The 22,491-nt window shown below is 48.7% G+C and carries 10 protein-coding genes; all 10 read right to left on the bottom strand.

Annotation, left to right across the window (positions count from 1 at the left end):
- Positions 1-994 (bottom strand): DUF6851 domain-containing protein (locus AAF564_16095; protein ID MEM8487075.1); only part of this gene is annotated, 994 nt, incomplete at its 3' end.
- A 92-nt stretch (positions 995-1,086) separates the two neighbouring features.
- Positions 1,087-2,892: a contractile injection system tape measure protein gene (locus tag AAF564_16090; GenBank protein MEM8487074.1), complete on the bottom strand. Its 1,806-nt coding sequence runs from the start codon at positions 2,890-2,892 to the stop codon at positions 1,087-1,089.
- Between the two features lie 28 nt (positions 2,893-2,920).
- Entirely contained in the window at positions 2,921-6,679 is a 3,759-nt protein-coding gene (locus AAF564_16085; protein ID MEM8487073.1) for a hypothetical protein, read from the bottom strand.
- A gap of 48 nt (positions 6,680-6,727) precedes the next feature.
- On the bottom strand, positions 6,728-13,669 hold the full coding sequence (locus AAF564_16080; protein MEM8487072.1) for a hypothetical protein: 6,942 nt from the start codon (positions 13,667-13,669) through the stop codon (positions 6,728-6,730).
- Positions 13,670-13,703: 34 nt separating this feature from the next.
- Entirely contained in the window at positions 13,704-15,341 is a 1,638-nt protein-coding gene (locus AAF564_16075; GenBank protein ID MEM8487071.1) for a hypothetical protein, read from the bottom strand.
- Between the two features lie 47 nt (positions 15,342-15,388).
- Entirely contained in the window at positions 15,389-19,039 is a 3,651-nt protein-coding gene (locus AAF564_16070) for a hypothetical protein (protein MEM8487070.1), read from the bottom strand.
- Between the two features lie 81 nt (positions 19,040-19,120).
- Positions 19,121-19,552 (bottom strand): GPW/gp25 family protein, encoded by a 432-nt coding sequence (locus tag AAF564_16065; protein ID MEM8487069.1) that lies wholly within the window; start codon positions 19,550-19,552, stop codon positions 19,121-19,123.
- A gap of 15 nt (positions 19,553-19,567) precedes the next feature.
- Complete coding sequence (locus tag AAF564_16060; protein ID MEM8487068.1) at positions 19,568-19,852, bottom strand: PAAR domain-containing protein; 285 nt, start codon at positions 19,850-19,852, stop codon at positions 19,568-19,570.
- 15 nt (positions 19,853-19,867) lie between these two features.
- Positions 19,868-21,649 carry a type VI secretion system tip protein VgrG gene (gene vgrG, locus AAF564_16055; protein ID MEM8487067.1) on the bottom strand — a complete coding sequence of 594 codons (1,782 nt, stop codon included), beginning with the start codon at positions 21,647-21,649 and terminating at the stop codon, positions 19,868-19,870.
- Positions 21,650-21,654: 5 nt separating this feature from the next.
- Positions 21,655-22,347 carry a hypothetical protein gene (locus AAF564_16050; protein ID MEM8487066.1) on the bottom strand — a complete coding sequence of 231 codons (693 nt, stop codon included), beginning with the start codon at positions 22,345-22,347 and terminating at the stop codon, positions 21,655-21,657.
- Positions 22,348-22,491 lie beyond the last annotated feature (144 nt).

The following is a 22,491-nucleotide window of genomic DNA, read 5'->3' as shown; positions in this document are numbered from 1 at the left end:
GGTATGGATGCCATGCTTCGCCGGGCATATCCTGTACACCGCCATGCTCATGTCCACCCCAGGCCGTAATATTGCGGCCTTTGTATATATGTCGGATTGCTGTAACAGGACGCACATAGTTAAAATGCCGCTTAGCATCCCAGGCTGCGATCGATGCATCGTACAATGCATTTGCGAGAATAAAAAAAAGATATAGCGCTTTCTCGGTATCGTATTTGTCTTGCTCACACAGCCATGCGGCCAACATGCACCAATGCCCAGGCGGCGTAACGGAGTGCGGGCCATCCGACCAGTATTCTGCGATGGCCTTCTGCTGATCTGTCAGTTGCTCGCTTATCTCGATCAGCGGAGCGCATTCTCTTTCCAAAGAAGCTTTGTCTCTATCAGGACCTATATGAGGACGAAATTCTGCTCCATCCCTCATGGCGAACGGTTTCAGCGCCCCCCAATGCGGCACAAGAAATTGCTGTACGATGGTCTCAGAAGAATCAGGTCGCGGCACGCGGAGCGGCTGCCATTCTCCCCACTGGTGTGGCTGCGGGACCTGATCGGGCAGCAAGCTGGGCTGATAATTTGTGTAATCTGCAAAAGGCGCGTTTCCGCCCATTGTATTCCACATGTTGGAGCCGTCACCCGAGCCACGATCTATAGCAGCTTGCCCGGCCAAATTCCCCAATCCTTCTGCCGTACGTGGATTAAGCTCAAAATCTTTGTACTCCAATCCCAGTTCATCCAGCGCATTTTGCAAAATCAGCTCCTGGCCAGCAGCAATAAGTGCCAGGTAAAAATGGGCATGCAAGACGCGATAGGCAGCATAAACGATGGCGTTACGGCGATTGGGCCTCGTGTGTTCGTCAACTGGTCGTCGTAACGTCTGACTTAATCCATAAGGTGTTGGCGTAGTGCTGTACATAGCCCATGCATCGTACATCGCGGTATGCATCAGGGCCAACACGCGTGCTGTATGTGGCGGCGCTGTACCTGTTGCACTCACGCATTGTAAACAAACGTTATTCAAAAACACGGGCAGTGCGATCTCTGCCGAGGAAGCACCAGTACACGGCCGTTGGACGTTCGCGTATGTTTTTAACTCGACCATTCCACCCTCAACAGGTCTTCCATCCAGGGCAATTTGACAACTCCAACACCCCAGGGCAGATATTGGAGCAACACATCAACACTTGTTTGCTCGACCTGCAAAAGCCAGCCATTAGATGTCTGGTAGCTCAATTTTCCTGGTCTACGCAGAAACGCATCGCGTAACGTGTCCGGACTCGTCTTGCCAAGCTGACTCCAATGCTGGATCACTGCTTGCAATAAGGTTTTGCACTCCTCGACAACCTGGGCTGAAATATGAACATTCCGATTAATCGGCTCGTTTTCTGGCCACGCACACAGAAATTTTTCAAATGTCAGGGCATATTCAGGTACGTTATGTTCTTGCGTACTCAAATATCTCAAGAGATGAATAGCAAGCTCGCGTTTTTTCTGCGAGGGGAATTTGTCACCGCGAATCAGTTCGAGTTGCTCGAAGAGTGGCGACAAAAAGGGGTGTAAAAGTATTATTCCAGCATTTTCGACATACCAGAACGCACTGTCTTCTGCCGGCACACTGTGTGGATGTAGCTTTAAAAGCTGGATCGACTCCTCAAAATCATTATCGTCTGCTAGCCTGTCCACCTGGTTTTCTGGTAACTGATTTTTCTCTTCACCACCACTTGATTCGCCAACAAGTTTTTGTTGTGGCGCAGACGCAGGTATTTCTGTTTCTTTTTCAGCCTGGTTGTCAGCAGGCATTTCATCTGTAACAGACGCTTTTGCATGCGCGTCCTTGTATTCAGGCAAACGCGTAGGATTGTCAGCAGGCGTATCATCCGTAACAGGCTCTTTGGCATGCAAATCTTTGAATTCGGAAAAGCGTGTTGCGTTTTTAACAGGTATCTCATCTCTAACAGACGCTTTGGTATATGCATCCAAGAATTCAGACCAGACCGTTTTGTCTATGCCAACCTGGATTTTGTGCTGCTCTAAAAGACTTGCAATAAATATCCTGGTTTGAACGGGCGTAGCATATGCCAATACCTCTGCCAAGAGGTGTCTTTCATCAGGGAGTACTTTTTCGCGAACAACAGTTTGCCAAATTAGCAACCAGTACCGCTCGGCAAATGAAGCCAATGCCCGCTGAATTGCCAGAAGAGCTTCTGAAAGCTGCTTCTCCTGAGCGCGTTGAAGCGCTGATTTTGAAGCGCTTTTGCTTTCATCAACAACATCGTGTACAAACCGGGCAACCTTTTTGAGTTGGCTTTCCAGCCTACCCTGTCCTGCTTCAACGGCTTCAAAAGACAATCCCGTTAAAGCCGCTCCGAGACGGCCGAGAAAGTCTGGAGAATATTGCCGAACAAGCCGCAATATCGCAACGGGCTCAGCAGATAAAACACGCGTTAAAGCATCTGCATGCACGCTCTCACTCGCCACGGCTTCAATCAGGTGTTCATGGGAATTTTCGTGGGGCATCGCTGAACGAAGGCCTCCCAACTCCCCCGTTTGCAAAAATTGAAGCCATTTTTCGACCGTGTAAGCAAATCGAGAGGTTATGGGCGTTGATTCAGCTTCATTAGCAATCATATAATTTGAGACTGCTTCCATAATGCTGGTTGTGATTCGCTGCTGCAAATCGTTCCAATCAATAGGCGCCTGTACTGTACCGATATCGATTTCAAGTGTGCTTAGAACAAGCCACTGCGCCGGAGTCAGCAACTGATCCAACCGATTCTCGAGCGCATCGATAAGTTGTCCGTTGCAAAACTGTGCAGCTTCTTTTTGTAGCGCCCAGCCATCAACTTGCCGCCCCTCGTACTGCAGATCAAATGTAAGTTTGCCAATAAAGTGCATGGTATTGGTCCGTGATTATTGCAGCGAGCTACTTTAGTAAATCCAGATACTGCTTAGTCAGTGGATGCTTTAGTTCAGCGGGCTTCCACAGGGTCCGCACTGTATTCAGTTTTAACTTTGCCTTTTTCATCGCGGCAACAGCCTTTTTCAAACTCTCACGTGCTGAATCAGGCACAACTGCCGGTGATTCAGCGATCAGCTTATCAAGCAGAAATACGGTTGTCTGCTGTAGCAATGCTTCCTGTTTTCGTTTATTCGGATTGTTCTTTCTATTGATCGCCCGAACGAGGGATTTGACCAGTGCGTCGAATGCTTTTAGTGTCTGGTCGAGGTTTTCTGGCGCAGGCGGTAACATCAAAAAGCTCATGGCCTTTTTAAAGAGCTGCGTCTGCCCCAGTCCTCCTTCACCAAGCGCTTGCCCTTGTTCGAAATAAGCTTGCCGGCGTTTGTTTAACACGCTCCTGTCGGGTATCAGGACGCTCGAGGCCCCCTCGGAATCATCAGGGCCCCCGTCCTTAAGCACTTCTGTTGATCGCCCGGTTGACGTTTCAATCTCCAGCTTGTCCACTGCTGTTTCTCCAGCTTCTGCCGGTACTTCGCCTCCTTGTACATCATCTAATTTTAACAGGACTTCATAGATGCGATCACTGCAAGCAGAGGGATAGTGGTACTGAATTTTGTGTTCCCCGCCATTTCGAAGCTCTCTATTTGTAATAAAGAACTGCAGGGCTATGGGAGAGTTTTTTTCTCCTGAAGCAACTAGTCCAGGCAAATCAGTGCCATCTGGATCGGGTATACGAGAGGCATCTGACAAATAGGGTAGCAATGCTTCAGGCCAGGTAAACCATCCACCTGCGGGTTTAAACACGAGCGCAAAATTCATCACCTGATTTCGCACAAGATCAAGCTGCCTCAATGGCAACACCGAACCATCATCTTGTACTTGTTCGATCAATAATTCATACGAATCATCTTTAGGGCAAATATTGAAGGGGACAGTTTTTTTTGTGTGTGGCGGGTGCGGCTCCATATAAGCCGTCACTTCAACGATAATATTCTGTACTTGATTGAGGTCGAAGTATCCTATTAACCTTATTTCGTCTGCGCGCTCGATATGCCAGGGTTCTCCATCGCCTTCATGGCTGACTTTCCACTCGATGGTGTGTGCCATCGACTTGTTTAATATTTCTACTCTGGCAAATGGCGCGCTCAATTTTTTCTCCTCCAACGCGCGCCTGACACCAGCCGGCATGGCTTCGTCCAGGAAACCCATATACTGGATGTTGTCAATCTCGCAATCTGCCCAAGGGCCATCCAATACAAGAAAAATCTCTTCCTTGAGGTTACACTCTCCCGGATAACTATACGTGATGGGATATCTTCCAGGCAGCAGCTTCCTGGCTGTGTCGTCATAAACAACGGGTATGTACTCCTCATGCGAGACGGTAGTTTTTTCCAATCCCGTCAGTTGCTCTTTCAGCGCGTCATCAACTTCGAACGTACCACCCAACGGATCAATTTGAAGCTGAATCTTGGTAAGGCCTTTCTTATTGATTTTGATCTCGGTTCGCGCCTGGCTTTGTTTGTCGTTTTGCCCATAGGCAACCAACATCATGTTTAACGGACAGAGCGCAATCCATTGCGCAAACTGGCTTTCTGGATAATGTATATCCGATGCGGTAAGACGGGCACGGATCGCTACCGCTCCTCCAGGACTTTTGTATGCACTGCCGTGTGCAGCGAGTTTGTTCAAATCGAAATATCCAATCCAGGTGCCTGCTGTTTCTATCCAAGCGTAATAGTCCTCAGGCACTCCTTCAGCAACGTCCCAGACTGTAATATCTGCATCTGTGGAGCGATTGACGATTTCAACCCGTGCGAGTGGCGACGATATCTCTTCTTTTAAAGACACCTTGTCTTCGTTGATCTGGGGATCCTCACTGGTCATCCAAGAAACGCTGTAATCAAAATCAGCCATTGGTGCGCCCCTTACATACGCACCTGGAGGCAGGGAAAAATCGGCAATGATTGGCCTGGATAATGTGGGCGTAGCTTCGTCATCGCCTTCTCCTTCACCGTCGGCCGGGGCTTCAACGCGTTCATCGAAAACTAGCACAAACGTACCGCCTTGCTGCACGCCCCCCTGGTGTTCAAGTCCTGGATACCGCGTACAGAATTCTTTTAATCCCATAGGGCCCCATTCACCCGGTCGTCCAAAATAATTAGCTGGTTGCTTTGCAACATCTGCGGCCTGTGGCCCATCGCTGGCCGGCCCCTTTACGGGTACACAAATCACCTGGAAAGGTAAATTTAACTGCTCCTGCAAGCGTCTGATTTCACCCACTCCCGCTTCTGCGTCCATGCCAAGATGGCCTTCAATTCTGAAGAACGGATACTTAATCATATCCTTGCGCAGTGCCTGTCGGGGATGTGCTTTGGCTGGTGTACGTTCTTCATATTGTTGAATAGCCTCATATCGACCGGTCTTCCACAATTCGAAATTCCAGAATTTCTTGAGCGCCTCTTTGTAATAGAAAGGAATAGCCTGTTTGTCCAGCACTTCACTTTTCATACCGGAGCCAGTTATGCGAACAGGCTCGTCCGCCTCCCTAGAAGCACCTATATCGAAATGGTCCAGTAAACCCTCCAGCCGGGCCTTGTAATGCTCATACTTACCCGCCATCGGGTCATCATCAATACTTCCTACCCGATAAAAGGGCATTCTTAGCTTTACAGGCTCCTTGATGCTTCCAAGCGATAAGTAATTCGGAAAGACAAACGATTCCTGACAGTACACAGGTTGAAAATAAAAGGCCGCCAGTTCGTTGAATGCGCAAATGATGTCCTGTAGATGTTCATGGACATACTGAATACCGGCCGGCTGCAGCGTTGTTATAGTATCTGTATCGAACCAGTCTTCGATTATGTTTTCGATATTTCCCTTCCATGCCTTGAGCATGTTATGCTCAACCACACCAGCCAACATGTTGTAGAGCGAATCAGCGTTTTCATCACTGAGCGCCTTCTCCACGGCATCTTTCCATTCGTTCCACAATGCTGTTGCCTCATCCTCGCCTGACTTGGACTGCATCGGTTTTTTGGGCACCCGATCAACAAATGGGAACGTGCTAATTTTTTCTACTGATGCAGGGGCAATCCAGAGGTCATCACGATTCACGTCGTCTTCTTTCAGTTCCAATCCGATAACAACACATCGCTGCGCCAACCGGGTTGCATTGGGATTGAATCGGCTGGCGCAGTTTTCTGTGGTTACATCGTCTGCATACTGGAACAGGAAAACTATGATATCTTGGATATTTTCCAGATGCGATATGGGATACCAATCGCCTGAATCCGGAAGCAGCTCATTTTCAGAAAACTCATAAGAATTTGTCCCGGCAGCGATTATATCACCTGCATCCAGTTGTTTGCCCCTGTCTTCCGACAGCCTACGGTACGACCTGATACTGATATCCTTCTTCACTATAAAAAGGTTACTGTCTGCCGGCCGGCTATTTTCTGTATCCTGTTTATTTACTGGTTCATCCTTTTCAGCAGGCCGTTCAGAACTCACACCTATACCTTTTGAAATGCCTAGCACAATGCTGTTGTCATCCTCTTTCTCTACCGACAACTCAAGGCCAGCTAATATGCCAACGCCAATCAAACCTGTGCGTGTTTCCAGGTTTTGTCTCGACAAAAAATTTCGTAACGCATTGAGGTCGCTACTGCGCAGTGTTTGCGAAGACGCAAAAGACGGGTACTCTAAACTTAGCAAGCTATTCATGGCGTTATCAGGTAGTGAGAATGGGCATCCCGCGATAAAGTAGAGGCCCTAAGTTGGCAGTATTGTTTTGTCTAGCACGATGATGCGGCCTTCTTCATCGCTTTCGTTATCACCAAAGCGGCTGAGCGGTGGATACGCATTTTGCAGTTTTTCCATGGCATCGATTAGCGCTTCAAGGTGCATTTCCCACATGCAGTTGTCCCTTCCGGCGGCGTTGGTATGCAGCCAATCACGCCAGGCTGATTCGAAGAGATGCATCTGTGCCGGCGTTACCCAGACAATGCTCAATTGTATATGTGTTGGTGCTTCTCGCCGCAGGGTCTGCTCGAAGTATTCCCGAAAATTGATATTGCGGAAACGCCGGCCCCAATACGGAATTACGATGGTACACTTGAAAGAGTAAGGGTCGTCACTGGATAACACACCGAGGGTCTTCCGATGCTCATCGTAGTGTATATGCCCTGCATCGTCGTCACAGTCTGCGCAAAGAAGTTTGAACAGTCGTGACTTTTCAGTTGCCGGCCGTAACAACACATGCTCAACAACATGAAAACCCTCGGCATCCATCGTATTCGACAAATCGTCGATAGCCTGAGCAACACTTTCACGATTCAGAAATGAGGCTGGATGTGTTGCCTTTATTTCGGCAGGATCTATGATTTCAATGCCGAAAGGACCGCAATCATCTGACTCAAAAGGCGCGTAATGTTCTTTCTCCCGAATGAGTGTGATGAGTCGGCGAAAAGCAGCTGCCACACGGACAGGGAAGGCATACGTATTGACGCTCTCCAGCAAGATATCATCAACACACCGGGCAAGTTGGAATCCATACTTATCCCCCTTTTTGATATAGGGGTAAACCCAGGCGTCTGCGATTGCGGCATTGCGCCACTGCTCGCATTCGGTTTCATCCTCAAATTCAAAGGAATCACAACTTGTAGCTACCAGCCGATTTTGAAGGTCGAATAACCCCCACCGAACTGCATTTGGATTGGATTCATCCTGAATGGGAATGTAACAATCAACTGCTCTTGCGAGCGACATGATCTCAATGTTTATGGGACTTTCAATACGATCGTCGTCCGCTTCCAGCACCCGTAGAGAAGGATCAAGCTGATCGCGACGAACGATCCAGCGCGGCCCGCCTACCCCCCATACTTCAACCGAGCAAACATCGTCCAGATACAGTCGTTTGGTATCCCGAAGCGCGTTTCCTGACGAATCTATTTTGGGAGGCAAGCAAAGCACTTCGCTTGCAATGGTATCAAACAGGCAATCGCGCTGTACTGCCCTTTCTGCATGCGTATGAAACACCTTGCGATATCTGGCCAATCGGTAATTCTCAGACACCAATTGTATCCGCAACCGGCATTGCTTTTCGGCATCGCGAAAAACGGAAAAATTTGTTTTGGCATCCAGACCGACAGCGCATTGCTCCAGATTTTGCCAGGCTCGGTCTGCTGTTGATGTAAACGTTGCTGCGTTTTGCTGATTTTCATCGCAGCATTCACCATCCCATATGTCAAGCTGCCTGATATCGATGGGTGAGACCATTGGCGGAGAATCAGGAGGGGCGCCTGATTCAAGGTATCCGATTTGTATCAGCTTTTCCCCTGATGTGGTGTCATTGGGCCGCTGATACCAAAGGACAGGTGGTACAGGATTACGTGGATTCTCCTTGGTCCCAAAAGGATCACATAAAACCTGCTCATCTGCCTCAACAAGCCCGGCCTCACGCACTTCAAATCCAAATAATGGTTGGGCTGGATGATCAACTTTGTAGTAATTATCCGGGTAAGCGACCAGTTCTACAAACCGATAAAATGCCTCGAAAGCGAGCGCCGGCGTCAAATACGAATGGGTAGATACCCAGGCATCTTCGTTACTTGCAGGATCTCCTACACGAAAACAAAACCGATTTGCCTGTTTGACGATGGGATAACATCTGGCATGACATAGCCTTAAATGTAAAGCTGTACATTGCTCCTCCAGGTCATCAGACAAATCTTCGGTTCGGACAATAGGTTGCCCCGGCAATTGGGGGTCCTCAAGTGTATAGAACCAGCGGTTGCCATTGTCATCACACTGTTTGCGATAATTGGCGCGATCTTTTGCCAACGCCAACACATCCAGATAACGCTCATCAAAAGCAGCAGCTGCTGCTTGCTGTGATGCGAATGTAGCTTCGCTGGTCCAAAGGACCCTGTTAGCGTTGTCTGAACCGCAACCACCCATTCGATAGCTCAGCAACTGATATCTGAAGGCATTGCCCTCCCTCACAACACGCTCCTGACCGAGCGTAAGCGTTGTATATTGGATGCCCGCACGCTGCAGTCGATCACGCACAGTTTTTAGCTCCTCATTTCGTTCTCCTTCATTTCGAAATTGGGTCGAATAGGTCGCCAATTCAGCATGATCGTGGAGCATCCTAAATCTGTACTGTCGGCCAGGTGTCACCTGTACAAACTTCCATCCTCCCCACCTCAGATACCGTTTCAAATCTTCAAGCGTGCAATGCGCTTCGATTTCGCTACCATAGGTAGAAGGATGCACTGTACCTGCATCATATCCATCTCCATCTTTGCGCAAGATTCCCCATCGCTCACCGTGTGTGGGCGCCACCTCCAAGTTGTCGACGGACGCCAACAGAGATTCGAACCCGGAAACAGCGGCTCCTTCGTCTGCATACTGCACAGTGCTTGCAAAAGCGATTGCGATACGCTCGTCGCTGGTCTCCCAAAAGAGTTCATATTTATAATGGGTATCAACCAGCCTCGTATGCCAGGGGACCTTATTTCTTCTCAGATAAGCAGCCAAAGCGCCGGCTGCCTTGTTACAAGTTTCTTTGTCCGGGAAGTGTATCGGAGAAACGGCAAGAGGATGTTTACTACCCGAGGGATAGACGCCGATATTGAATCGACACATGCCGGGCTCTTGTATGCACTTCAGGTAGCGTTTATTACAGGCAAATGTAAGCGTCTTCTCTAAATCAAGCGCAGCTTCTTCTTCTGATAAATAAGATGCTGTACTATTGAGTACGATCGCTTCATCTTTATGTACGGAAAATCGCCAGTTTCCAGGCGTCGGATGCACATAAAAAGGAATGTTTTCTGATCCATACCATGTTCGCCAAAGCGCGAGCATTTGATCTCGGTCATCCAGCTCCTGATTTTTAGCCTCTCCCAAGTTGATAAAAGGTTTCGACCAGGCCAGTTTGCGTCCGGCATCATCGGTTAGGGCAACCCGGGCGCCGTCTGAATCATCAGCCCGCCAACAATTCGGGCGACGTGCATGCCAGGTAGCGTGTATCAGTTTGGCGTGTGCTTCCGCCCTGGTTCGAAAAAGCGAAACAGCTTTTATTATTGGCTCATTTTCCTGATCGACGAGGCGATAAAACCATACCTTGGGACCAGTTACGATACGGCTTGCCGGCACACCTTTTTTCCTGGCCAATCTCACAATACGGTTTGCCAGCAGATTGGCCTCTTCCTCATCCAGAAAAACTCGAGGGTGCTCTGCGATGAGGTCTCCAAACGTATCGAATACCCGTACCAGGTATCCGTTTTCTTTATCGACACGGACGTTCTCTGGATCTTGCGCCAAGCTGCGTAAAGCCAATAATCCGGCCTCGGCGGCCTCTTCACTCGCAAACAACCTGGTGCTTTTTAATAAAATGTCACCAGGATCGTTGCCCGTCCATTCGTAGAAATAGGATCGATTGATTGCCCCGATTTGCCCGCGGTATAGGGTACCTGGTGAAGCGGCGTGGCATAGCGCATCGGTTGCTTCCTGCGCCTCCTCTTCGGTAACAAATGAAGCCGGATGCTCAGCGAGTACAATTGCATCTGGTACCGTACGGGGATTGTCCATAGCCAGGACAATCCGCCAGCCAGCATCACTTTCAGCGGGTGGTAGAATATAGAGGCCTTCAGGCACGAGCTCGGCAGCCCTGTATAACGCCCAGCTGGCCTGATCCCGCTCGGCAAAGTTATAACAGCTTGCCAGTAACAGTTCACCATCCGTTCCTCTCAGATGCCACGTCCACGCTGGCGGATCTTGCACTAATTTGGTCTGAGGACGATTCTTCGTAAGGCAATCTATAATCGCTTCGATTCTCTCACAGGCTTCCGTTTCTACGTAAAAGTGATCGGGTGATTGCCCCAACACCTGCGTCCGATCTTTATTCCACACCAACACACGGTAACCAACGCCATGTAGATCAGATACAATCTCGAAGTTTGCGTGCTCAACGGCATGCGTGCTAAAATGAACCCAGGCTACTTTGGCATCAACATCTTCTTCAAAAGCCTTCACCGATTCAGCCAAACGCATGTCTTCTTTTTCGAGATAGAAGACCCACCCGCCGGCTACCTCAGTGTACCGTACATCGTACCCTCCCGGATGTGCAAAAATGGAAGATACGTACGAAGCCTTTTTATCTCTTAGCGCCGCATCAGCATAATAATCCGGGTGTCGGGCAAGCAAGCCCCCATCGTTTTCATACAGCGCCATACCAAAGCGGCTATAATTCGGGCAATCAACAGGAAGGATTGCCTCACGGACTGCTGCTGTGCTGCATACAGATGCAAGGAACTGGCCATGGTCCTCAACAGGATATGGACTTTTAAATAATGCACGTCCGCGAAAATCGCGAATAGCTACTTTCGAGCCTGGTTCGTTTTTTTCGACTTCAAACGGGGCAAGCGTACGGCGTTTCCAATCGCCAATTCCCATCAAGCCCCCAACCCGCCTTTCCAGGCCGGTAACGTTATCCGAATCCCAAATCTCCGCCTTGTTTGTCTGGTCGAATCCCGTCGAACGCCGTTCGCTGATGACGGGGTAATCGGCAAGAAACTGCTCTTTATCTCGAATCAGTGATTGTGTGGTCTGCTGTTCCCCCGAAGAAAACTGCAATAATGCATAGTCAGAAAAGTCTTCAGCAAATCGGGCGAGTAAATGATTAAGAAATCGGTCTCGGCGGTTCAAGGCGGCGGCTGGTGACTCGGCCAGTCGTGCCACTACTTCTTCATAAGTAGGTGGCTGATAGACAATTTCAAACGTGTATTTTCCCAGATTCGGCAGATCGACTGGCCGGAAATAATCTGGAGATATAAAGAGAAACGTGAGCGCTTCAGCCTCGGCATCTAACAATAAATACTCTGGAAACGAGATTTGGCTCAGCAGGGTCAGCGTTGCCCCATCAGGCGCTGCACCAGGAATTTTGAATCGAATGAGGTTGTTTTTGCAAGCGTCCTCAACGTGCTCAAACGTATAGTTTTCGTGCTCAAAAGCAGCGATAATACGGTTGATTGTATCGTTTCGCAGTTGTGGACTTTCAAAGAGCCTGTAGGATTCATGGTCACTACAAGGCTGCCAAACCGGTGTTTGTGCCTCGTTTTCGGGATAAAATACGGACTGTCCACGCGTTACCCGGATGGATTCACCGGAAATCTGATCACCATCAGCATTGAAGCCGGCTCCTCTCACCAATGCGTCAAGTTCCGGGACCGAATCGATGTTGCCGGCGAAGTAGGTTTGCCCAGATGGTTCAGCCTGACGAAGCGCAAAAAACTGACGTACCTGTGTAAGCTGGGCGAGGTAATTTGCCAGCAATTGGTCAAAGAATAACAAATACCCCTTCAACTGAAAGGCTTGCGCTTTTCGCGTAGCGGAAACTGTATCAGGTAGTCCGTCATTGCCAACCCCGTATACAACGGGAAGATCGTGTTGAATCGAAACATATGACGCCAGATCACGCCGGATGCCTTCAGGTGCCATACGATCCAGTTCATACGGTCTCAGCTTTTTTTTACGGGTGTTGCTTAACCGCTCACGTACACGGTTCGCAACTACTTCTTTATCGAAAGAAACGGGAATTCCTTCCTTGAGACACAAGATGTCGCATCGACTCGCATCAAGTATTGGCCTGTAGCCTTCTTTTAGTGGCAGGCACCATGGCTCACCTTTAGATTGCACGATACCGTTGATGTAATTGACAAGCTTCAAGCCACGTATGGCGCGGATGGCCGGGCCTGCTTCTGGCTGAGATTCGCCGAGCATAACCCGATAGAAATCACTCGCATATAATACATCCCGATCCGGCCGGGCAGCATCTAGTTCCTCAAGGTCTACAAACCCGTGGCTATCAGGAGAAAGCGGCCGGCCTTCAAAGATTTCTTCTATCGTTTTACCTTTTGCAACCAACTGCTGCAAGGTGTAAAAAACAGGATCCGGGGATAACCAATCGCGAAGACGAACAAACATGTCGGTAAGCACATCTTCGGGAATTTCACCAGGATCCAGCTCGATCGCAGCGCAAAACGCAATCTGCTCATCCTGAAGAACACGAATTTTGACAAAGTCTTCTGACAAATTACGGTGCGCAAACAGGGTTCGACGAACTTCGCCTAGAATCCGGTCGGTTGAAAGACTATTGTCATCGTGTGTGCCTGTTTGATCCTGCCGGCGTATGGTATCCAGCTCAAGAGATACGGTATATAGCCCGTTTAGAAATAGCTTTTTGTCCTGCGTACGCTCGTCGTTACTTTCTTCTGGAGAGACTGGTTTAAGTTGAACATCCGCATTTTCGCAAGACAGAAACAGTGCCGGACTCGTCTCTTCAGCCACATCGAGCCAGGCATTGCGAACGCCTGGAATATCCAGCAACAACTTACGATAATCGTTGACCGTCACAGGATTGTTGCCCAGCGCTTCCGCTGCTGTATAGTAAAGCCGTTCAGATGGATCGGATGACGCGTCACGCGCGAACAAATCCTCAATCTTGTGCCCTGTGCGATAGCCATGGTCAAGCATGGCATACGCCAACACTTCCAGGATCGTAATGCCTGGATCGTGCAGATTGTGATCCGTCCAGTTTTCTCCGGACAGATTACGAATCTGCTCCAACCCAATATTGCGCAGGACTTCGAAATTGAGTCCACTCGCAAGGCTTGTATTGGTCTTCGATATAGTGTTTTCAGCCGGAGGCATGGGCGATCTGGATCAGCAACTCAATGGATACCGGTTATTTGGACAGTTCCGCTACTTTGGCCTGTAATTCCTGGATAGCTCCAATGAGTAGAGGCACCAGATTTTGATAGGCTATGCCAATGTCTCCTTTGCCGCCGTCGTTCACTACCTCAGGTACGTACTCATCACACTCGCTTACCAGAAGGCCAAACTGAGTGCGTTCACTTTTCACGCCGTAAGTCTCTTTCCACTTGAACAAAATGGGCGTCAAACTGCAAACGGTATCTAGTGCATTTTCGATTTTGCCTTCCTCATCAATCGTTGTTTCATTTGTAGGCAAATAGATTTCATCGAATCGCACTTTCCCCCGGGCGTCGATCTCGTATCCATCCGGCGCCAGACCCACACCAACTTTGCCATCCTGATCGATATAAACGTGATGGGTACCGGTCAAATCTTTTTCTGGCGTTTTCTCACGATCAGGGTCATAATCATCTCCGCGCTTGAACACAAATCCGCAATCCGCGTCAGTTTTGAAAACAGCAAAAGAGTTTTCGGCACCTGTTGTAAGATAGGAGGTCTTGCCGGCTGGCTTCAGATTTACAATTGACAGGGCTGGATTTGTTTTTGCCACAGATGCTGATACTTGCCCCACATCCGGATTTACCACATCGAGCTTACATTCCGGTGATTTGGTACCAATCCCAACGTTACCAGACTGGTCAATTACAACCATTCTCGGCGTCTCGTTTTTAACTTCCTGTTCAGCAACAGGCTCAAATTTGAATCCCTGGTCGGCATCGGTTCGGAACGTATTGTAGTCGCTGTTTACCGTTTGCGTTGCCTGATTGCAATCTGGGTCTTCCAAGCGCAGGGTCACTTCATCACAATTTTCGGGGTTAGCCATCACGTGCCCGATGTCTTCCGTGTGCACGTCAAGTTGTGCTTTTGGCTCATGGGTACCAATGCCGGCACCATCAGGCCGGAACGTAGCCAGTTCTGTTGCTCCGCCCTGATCGTTTAGGTGCTGCAGGCAAAACCCGCTTTCCGCATTGGTCTCAAGTTCGGTAGCCCCTTCTTTCTGACGCAACTTGACGAAGGATGCATCACATCCCTTCGTAGGCTCCCACTCGATTTTCAAAGTGGGATCGATTGATGCCGGCCCATGCCCTTTCGTTTGTATTTCAGCAGGATTAAACACCAACCTTCCGCTCGATGCAGCCTCTACATGCAATTTACCATCAGGGTCTTTGGTACCTATACCTACCCGAGCGTCGGTGTTTTTTGCAACCAGGGTATTGGCTTTGTCATACTCCCAATCATCGTCCGTCAGGTCGAACGTGAGATTAACCCAGCGGCTATCCTCATCAGGCGTAGTCGCTGTGCAATAGGCATCCCCGGCTTTTACATCATCACTATCACCAGCATCATCTGACGTTGTCTTCACTTTCACCTGAGCCGATGTATCCTGATTATCCGTTTCAGGTTCTGTTTTGGGCAGTAGCTTATAAAGGGTATTGTTATAGATAACAACGTCGTCAGGATAGTAATTGGTCATCGGCTGCCACCGACCAAAAAAATCGTCATCACACTTGTTCAGCATCGATTCGATCAAATCTCGAAAACTGTCTTCTGACGGTACAACACCGTTTTGAAATTTATCGCAGAGTTGTTGTCGGGTTAGAATAGCCATGGTCTCTATCGGTAAAGGGTGTTCAGAAAATTCGAAGGTTCTGGTGGTCAGGCAACGCTATCATCGGATTTCTCGTGCTTTGCCTCCCCAGAGGCAATCGCAAATGGGATGGCCTGGTATCCCAATCCTTTCGCTTGCTCTTCAGCATCAGGTGGTTGTTTCACTGAAGGTTCAGACCAGGCGGTTGTCTCCCCAGTTTTATAAACGAGGATGCTGTGCTCGGTGTCGGCCTCGATAACGGAATCATCTGGTAGTTCTCCAGCATCAGATTCGATAACAAAATCCACGAGGTAATCCACATAGGGCAGGCGCTCGATGTGATGCAGAATGCTAGACTTAAAAATGCGTCCTCCAAAAGAAAGCCGGTCTAGTTCACCAAAAGCCCAGGGTGTCATAAATTCCAGAATATCCCTGGTCAACTGCGTTTGGTAAAAAACACGATCTTTCCCTGGCATAAAGGCAACGCTCCCAAAAACACGGATGCCCTGATATCTTGGATTCACAACGTGAAGGCGCAGAAACGGGGTCGCGCGTTCAGCCAAAAACGCCTGAATCGATTCCAGCAAAGCCCGACTCGCCTTCGGCTGAAGCTTTTCAGCAAACGAGAATTGCGTGATATCTGGAATGACAACGGCTGTAACATGGCCTGGTGCATTGACAAACAGCTTTTTATCTACTGTGTCATGGTCTGGTGCATTTACCAAAGAGTTATCATCCTGCACACGCGTATGAGGTAAACATTTCACCTTATAAATCTGAGGAAAATGCTGTAGTACCAGGCGTTCGTAGTCAAAGAGCGTAACTGCTCGCCCTTTGTGCCGCAATCGCTCGCTGACACGCCGACGAAAAGCGGCTTCGTCTTCTTTTGGCCGCCCTCCAAAAGACCTGTAGGGTTGTACCAGGCTTTTTATTGATGCGTTGCTTACAACAAGCTTGGCAATGCTTTCGGCCTCAAGTGGCGTATCAAGCCTGCCCGTATCGTTTGCGGGTGATAAATAGGCTTGCGTTTGAATCGCCTGTGTGTGTACAGCGACGGCATCAGCAACGCCGGCCCCCCCGTCACGCAACGTCACGCGTAACCAGTGTTTATCTGCAGGAAGAATCGTTGTATTTTTGTTACTGATTTGCTGCGGTATGGCCAGACGTACAATCCCCGAAGTGGTGAGATTCCGGGTTGCATCTCCCAGAATATCTACATCCTTTTGTAACTCAACCCAATCATTGTCATCCAGATACCACCATTTCATCTTGCCTTTAAGCACGAACTCGGGGTCCGCTGTTGCCTCGGCAACTTGAAAAAGCAGGGACTGCGTACTTCCGGGAATCAGATCTGTTAAGCCGATGAGGAGTGTGCCTTCGCTCATCAAATACCCACCTTCACCTTTAAACGGGTTTATTAGTGGCAATAAAGAAGGTCCAGTCTCAACACCTCGAATCGCCATTCTCTCAAAATTCTGCACCTCAAAGGGATGCAAATGCCCAAACAGAATGCGTTGATTTGCATCACCAGAATCATTGCAGAGACTTTCTTCAGTACTATATCGCAGAATAAACTCCTTTATTGCGGGCGTATAGGGTTCATTCGGCGGAGTATTGGGTGGTTCTTTAATCGCCTGCCTGTAAAGTGCTTTAGGATATTCAGCATGTAAAAAGTCTTTAGGTGTCAATCTGAGCCTGACAAATCCATTAACCGCCAAATTCGAAAAATTCGAAGCATTCTCCTGACGTATAGGAATGGTAGCAGGGCTTGCAACATCAATCTTAATCCTTTTCCTCGCATTCCCCTCTGCAAAAAGCGGTATGAGATTCTTGTCTAATTCAGACCAAATTCCTTCATTCAGATATTCCAGTTTGGCCTTAAAATCACTATTTAGATTTGGACTTCCTGTATAGAATTCGTACCACGACTTAAATTTACTCGCTGGTACTTTATCCCACCGTACTAGAAAACTGAGCGACGTTAATCTTTTTACAAACGCCTCCTCACTTCCAATTATGAAATTTGCGTTACGTCTTGGTGCTGATCCAAAAGGCGCAAATGAATTAGCAGGATTTAGCACCCCTGCATCACTACTCAATATCAAATCTTTCAGTTTGATATTCGACTGCGTAATTTTAATTCCTTCGATCTCTACCCGACTAAGTGTATCATAAAACTTCCAACTGTGTGAATCGGTAGGCTTTTTCATTTCCAGTTTAATCATTGGAAAAGTAGTACCATAATCAACATTTAAGACTGATGGATCGGCTGCAGTAAGTGGAACACCGGGGTTCACATAGAAGGACACAAAGATGTCCTTTTTCTTTTTTCTGGTCCTTACTTGTAAAGCTGTCTTGCTACGTTTAAAATCTGTGGCATCTACCCATCCCTTTTCGCTGGAATAGTATATTTTGAAATATGAGCTCAAATCAGACTTCGACGTAAATTGAGTTTTACATGTGAAGGCTATCTTGACTCTGGCTCCTCCCTCTCTCAGCAACAATGCTGGCGAGGCCACGAAGAAGCCTATCCTGGCATAATCCTGTGGGCTTCCGTTGGGGTAATGCTCTCCTCCCAGCGTCTTCCACTGGGTTGTCTGTGGATCAGGAAAGGGTTCGGCAATGCCATCAAAAAAATTTGCCCCTATAGCTGCACGAATATTCGTCGTCTTTTTGTCTTTGTCTGATTGCCTAAAAATCGTTCGCAGGCTGTCCACGCGGGCGCGATTTAGAATGGTTTCTTCGCCCGTCTCGAATAAAATCTCTGCATTGTTATCATCCTTCTGGGCAGCCTTGAATCTGGTACCCTCGACAACTTGACTGGACCGCACTGTTTTATCCAGTTCAAAAATCAGATGTGCGTTATCCGGTACAGCAGCTTCCTCTTCTAAACCCAGTACATCTTTGAGATAAAAGTCCAGTTGACGCGCTGGTATGTCGTTGATCTCATTGCGTAATCGGTCGAACATGCGGTTAAATGCGACCAACAGCCCAATGTGCGCGGGATGGTTCTTGATACCATCCAGACTGCTTTGCTGATACGCTGGTGAACTGGCCAGATCGATGACACGGCGCGTGCCGTCTGCAAATACCTGAAAAATTGTCGAGAGCTGTTCCAAATAAAAGGACATCCGATCCGTTTCTGTCCCTTTGATAACAGCACCGGCCGTTCCTGCGTCGGCCAGCATGAGGTCACTCATGCTCAGTTGCCAAACCGAATTCTCTATCAAAGGCCGTAGCTCAAGGCTCCATTTTACCGCATCTTTCGGTTCAGCTTCTTGCGATTCAGCTTCTTGCGCCTGGTTAGCAAGCCGTGCCCAGCGAGCAGCCACAAATCGCAAGTCCTTTTCGATTAACGCACCGAGATCTATTTTCAGTGGCGTGTTTTCAGGAAGATTCTCATGCCATCGATTCAGAAGCAGCGCAATACTGGCTACCTTTCTAAAAAGCGGTGCCAATTTCCCCCTTTCGAGCCCAAACTCTGCCTTTTTAATCCTGGCCTCAAATGAGGCTACAAGCGCGTTTAAATCAAACTTACCAATTAGTGCCAGTTGAACGGGCAGGCTAAGGCGCAAAAAATCGAGCCAGTCGCTTTTCCAGAGCCTATCGTGTTTTACCTCGTGATAAACTATGGTTTTTGCGAGCTCCCAAATGTAAGCCAGTACATCTTGCTCGTTGTGCTCGTCCAGTGGTGCATAAGACGGAGACAACGCATCCAATTGCCGGCCACGCTGGCTGGTGCCGGCCCGTTGCAAGGGGTGAGATGTATTCGCTGTTTCCATCAGGGAGGATGCGTAGGATTATAAAGCGTCAGACACGCCTTCTGTTTGATAGAAGTCCCAAACAAAATTATAGCGGCTGTTTGTCTGGCGAACGGTGTAATCAATAGATATTTGCAGCCTGCCTTCGATGGCATCTGTACCATCGGTAGACACATCAAGCTGCTCCACGCGAATGCGAGGCTCGTGATACAGTATGGCGTTATAGATCGTATCCTTCAAAAAACCAATCAATGCACTGTTATTCGGATCAAAAAGGTAATCTGCCATATTGCAGCCATACTCGGGCTGCATCACGCGTTCGCCAATACTGGTACGTAGCAAAATGTCCAGACTCTGTTCGATATCCTGCTTGCCCTCCACGAGTGCAACATCCCCACCGTATCGTTTCGACTTGACGAAGGTTGGCGGAAATGACCAGCCTCGACCTAAAAAATCGCTGTTATCAGGCATTGATTGTATCTCCGCTTAATTGATAATAACGTTGGGTGCCCCTACTACAATCGACCCGCCGTGCGCCGTTGGGTCCCCCATACGCGCAGCTGGCTTGCCGCCAATTAATACCGTGCTTGATCCATTTACGATGGTATCAGGGGGGCCGACGCAGGTGCATACATCACCCAATACCGCTGCTGGCATACCGCCAATCAGAACAGTAGGTACACCAGGACCAACCACAGGCCCACCTACATGAGGAGGCGGTACAACGATTGGGCAAACATGAAAATCACCAATTCTGGCAGCAGGAGGCATGACGCTACTGGTTTATTAATTAATTTGAACAACGGACCCTTTGAGCGCTGTTGCACCGGACGACGAAAACTCTGCTGAAGCACTACCCTTAGCGCTTATGGCGGCGCCGGCCGACACATCCACATTGGCACCGCCTTCTGCTGTGAGGTTAGTCGCCGCTTTGATTTCGATATTTGCGGCCGCTTCCATCTTGATATATTTGACACTGTTCAACGCTATCCCAGCATCACTCATTTTGATAAGGTTACCATGCTGGTCCTCAATCGTAATGCTTGCATCGTCCTCGCTGAAGACCAGCTTGTTGCCGGCGGGCGTATCGACTGTCAAAATTGTCTTCTCATCATCAAACACCATCCGCATACTGTTGCGGGAGTGAAACCCCTTTATGTGGTTTTCATCGTCAGCGATATGCCAGGGAGATTTAGCGCTTGAGTGCAGCATCCCCAGAATAACCGGGTCTCGGGGGTCATCATTGAGAAACCCAACAACTACTTCATCCCCAATTTCAGGGCGAAAAAAAGAACCGCGATTCTCGCCCGCATCCAGCATCGAAACACGCGCCCAAACACCACGCGCTTCATTGTCCAGCACAGGCAATCTCACCAGAACCCGGTGTTCGCCATCGGGGTCAGCCAATTCGACTGCAACACCAATCTGCAATCCGTGCATGGGTACCATCATACCATTTGCCGGCGGAGCTGCAATGTCTGTCTTGTGCGAGAACCAGGCAGGAGATAACCCAAACTGTATGTGTGAAAACCAGGTGCCAGAATGTACTTCGTGACGAACGGCGGTTACATATACATTCCCATTAAATCGTGCACCACACCCCTGCAGGTTCACCAATACACCGGGGACGATGCCCGAAAATCCTCTTATTTTTACTCTACCCCGGAGTTTTGCCAACCGGCTTTTCAATAATGCTGCATCTGTCCATGCCTGCAGTTCTTCCGTTACAACCTGACCAACATGGCGCAGCTCGAAAACCTCTGGAGCGACAGTTTCTGCCAGCGCAGCACCCGCTATATTTCCCGGTTCAGTGAATGTAGCAGTAGCAGACTCTGCTTCGAAAAGCTCCTGTCTGGCATAATCCCACGATGAAGCTTTTACGGTATTCCACTGAGAACAGGCATCCATTTCAGCTTCAACTTCGATAAGATTTACACCATAGGTCAGTGTAAGAACGGGCTTGGTATCTGTCTTTGGCTCATCAACAGATATTTTGCCTCCATCAGGAAAAACGAGCTGTCCATTCAATTCAGCCCGTAGCAGTAAAAAATCCCAATCTGTTGCATAGTGCTGAACGACTTCCTTGTGCATCACTGAGGTAGGCGCTAGGGTACCTGCAAGACCATATGCCTTCAAAATCTCTTCCATCACATCGCTATCCAGGCTATTCGTGAAATATTTATTCTGGCGCCCAAGGGTCATTTTCACGGCCTCGTGCCGGCATTCAATGGTGAGCGTGGAGTGCCCTGACTGCGGAGATCGAATTGCATGTCGGACGATTATACCTTCGAACAATGGCTGGCGATCGCTGTCATAGCCAAGGTTAATCTTGATTTTGTTGCCCGGTTTAAACGTTTCCGTTTCGCTGATCTCAAAATTGCCAATCGCAGGCTCACCATCCCGAAGCACAATGCGCGCAGCAGCAAGGCGATTCACTTCGAGCCGTATATCAATGCTCATCACTTGATATTTAGGGCTAATAACTGTCCCCTCAACCAGGATCTCGTGGATCACAGCCTCGTGCGCGCCTTCAATAGGAATAATTTGATCGTTAGTAGTGGCAGCCATGGGATTCAGGCGACAAGTTCGTTTTTGTCGAATGGGGGGAATTGGTAATCTGCACCGGGCGCGATAGCTCTGAAAGAATCAAGATCATTGAAACGAGCGATCTGTGTCACATAATCCGGACTGCCATAGATTTCGTTTGTCATTCGCCACAGCGCATCGCCAGGCAAAGCATTCCGGATATGCGTCAGGTCGGGCGATTGATTGTCTTGTTCTTTTACCCGTTTCTCGTCTTCGATAAATGCAACAAAAGATGCGCTGACTTTTGCGCGAAGCGGAATACCCTCACTGTTAAAAAGCACGTAATTTATATCGAGGCTTTTAAGCCGGCACTCGAACGTCGTCTTGTTCGAACCGAATACTTCCTTTTTATTCCAGCCGATTTTAAGATAATTAGGCTGGTGTGTTGGGCCATGAACATTGTAGACGGTCTTGAGCAAGTTGTCTATCTGATCAGGGACCCCAATTCCCTGGTAGGCATTACCGTGTATCGTATTGGTGTTATCGAGCACAAAATCCAGCTTCAATTCCTCTGGTAACGTGAAACTGTACTTCGTCGCGCTTCCCTGATTGCCGGCAGCCGTTGTTTTGTCGTTTTTTACTTGAAGTTTATGCTGTAATTGCTCTGGATTGATAGGAACAGTGAAAGTAGGCAATCCTTTGGCATCAGAAAATTTCTTATCCCTGTATGCCTGTATCAGAATCTTCTGAACATTCGCGCTTGAACTTTTAGGCGTAATTTCTGGGTTGCCGCGACGAATGGCGCCACCAGGTGAGGTTCACGCGCATCGCGTCACCCACGACCAGGTGCTGGACCCGGTTCTGCCAGTGCTTGCGCACGTCGC

The organism is Bacteroidota bacterium (assembly GCA_039111535.1).
GTDB lineage: Bacteria > Bacteroidota > Rhodothermia > Rhodothermales > JAHQVL01 > JBCCIM01.
The sequence above is the reverse complement of the archived record's forward strand: the minus strand, read 5'-3'. Positions and strand labels throughout refer to the sequence as shown.

Excerpts from the sequence above, each read along its gene's own strand:
- AAF564_16060 (MEM8487068.1), bottom strand. The coding sequence starts at position 19,852 with ATGCCTCCTGCTGCCAGAATTGGTGATTTTCATGTTTGCCCAATCGTT.
- AAF564_16075 (MEM8487071.1), bottom strand. The coding sequence starts at position 15,341 with ATGGCTATTCTAACCCGACAACAACTCTGCGATAAATTTCAAAACGGT.
- vgrG (MEM8487067.1), bottom strand. The coding sequence starts at position 21,649 with ATGGCTGCCACTACTAACGATCAAATTATTCCTATTGAAGGCGCGCAC.
- AAF564_16080 (MEM8487072.1), bottom strand. The coding sequence starts at position 13,669 with ATGCCTCCGGCTGAAAACACTATATCGAAGACCAATACAAGCCTTGCG.
- AAF564_16085 (MEM8487073.1), bottom strand. The coding sequence starts at position 6,679 with ATGAATAGCTTGCTAAGTTTAGAGTACCCGTCTTTTGCGTCTTCGCAA.
- AAF564_16065 (MEM8487069.1), bottom strand. The coding sequence starts at position 19,552 with ATGCCTGATAACAGCGATTTTTTAGGTCGAGGCTGGTCATTTCCGCCA.
- AAF564_16090 (MEM8487074.1), bottom strand. The coding sequence starts at position 2,892 with ATGCACTTTATTGGCAAACTTACATTTGATCTGCAGTACGAGGGGCGG.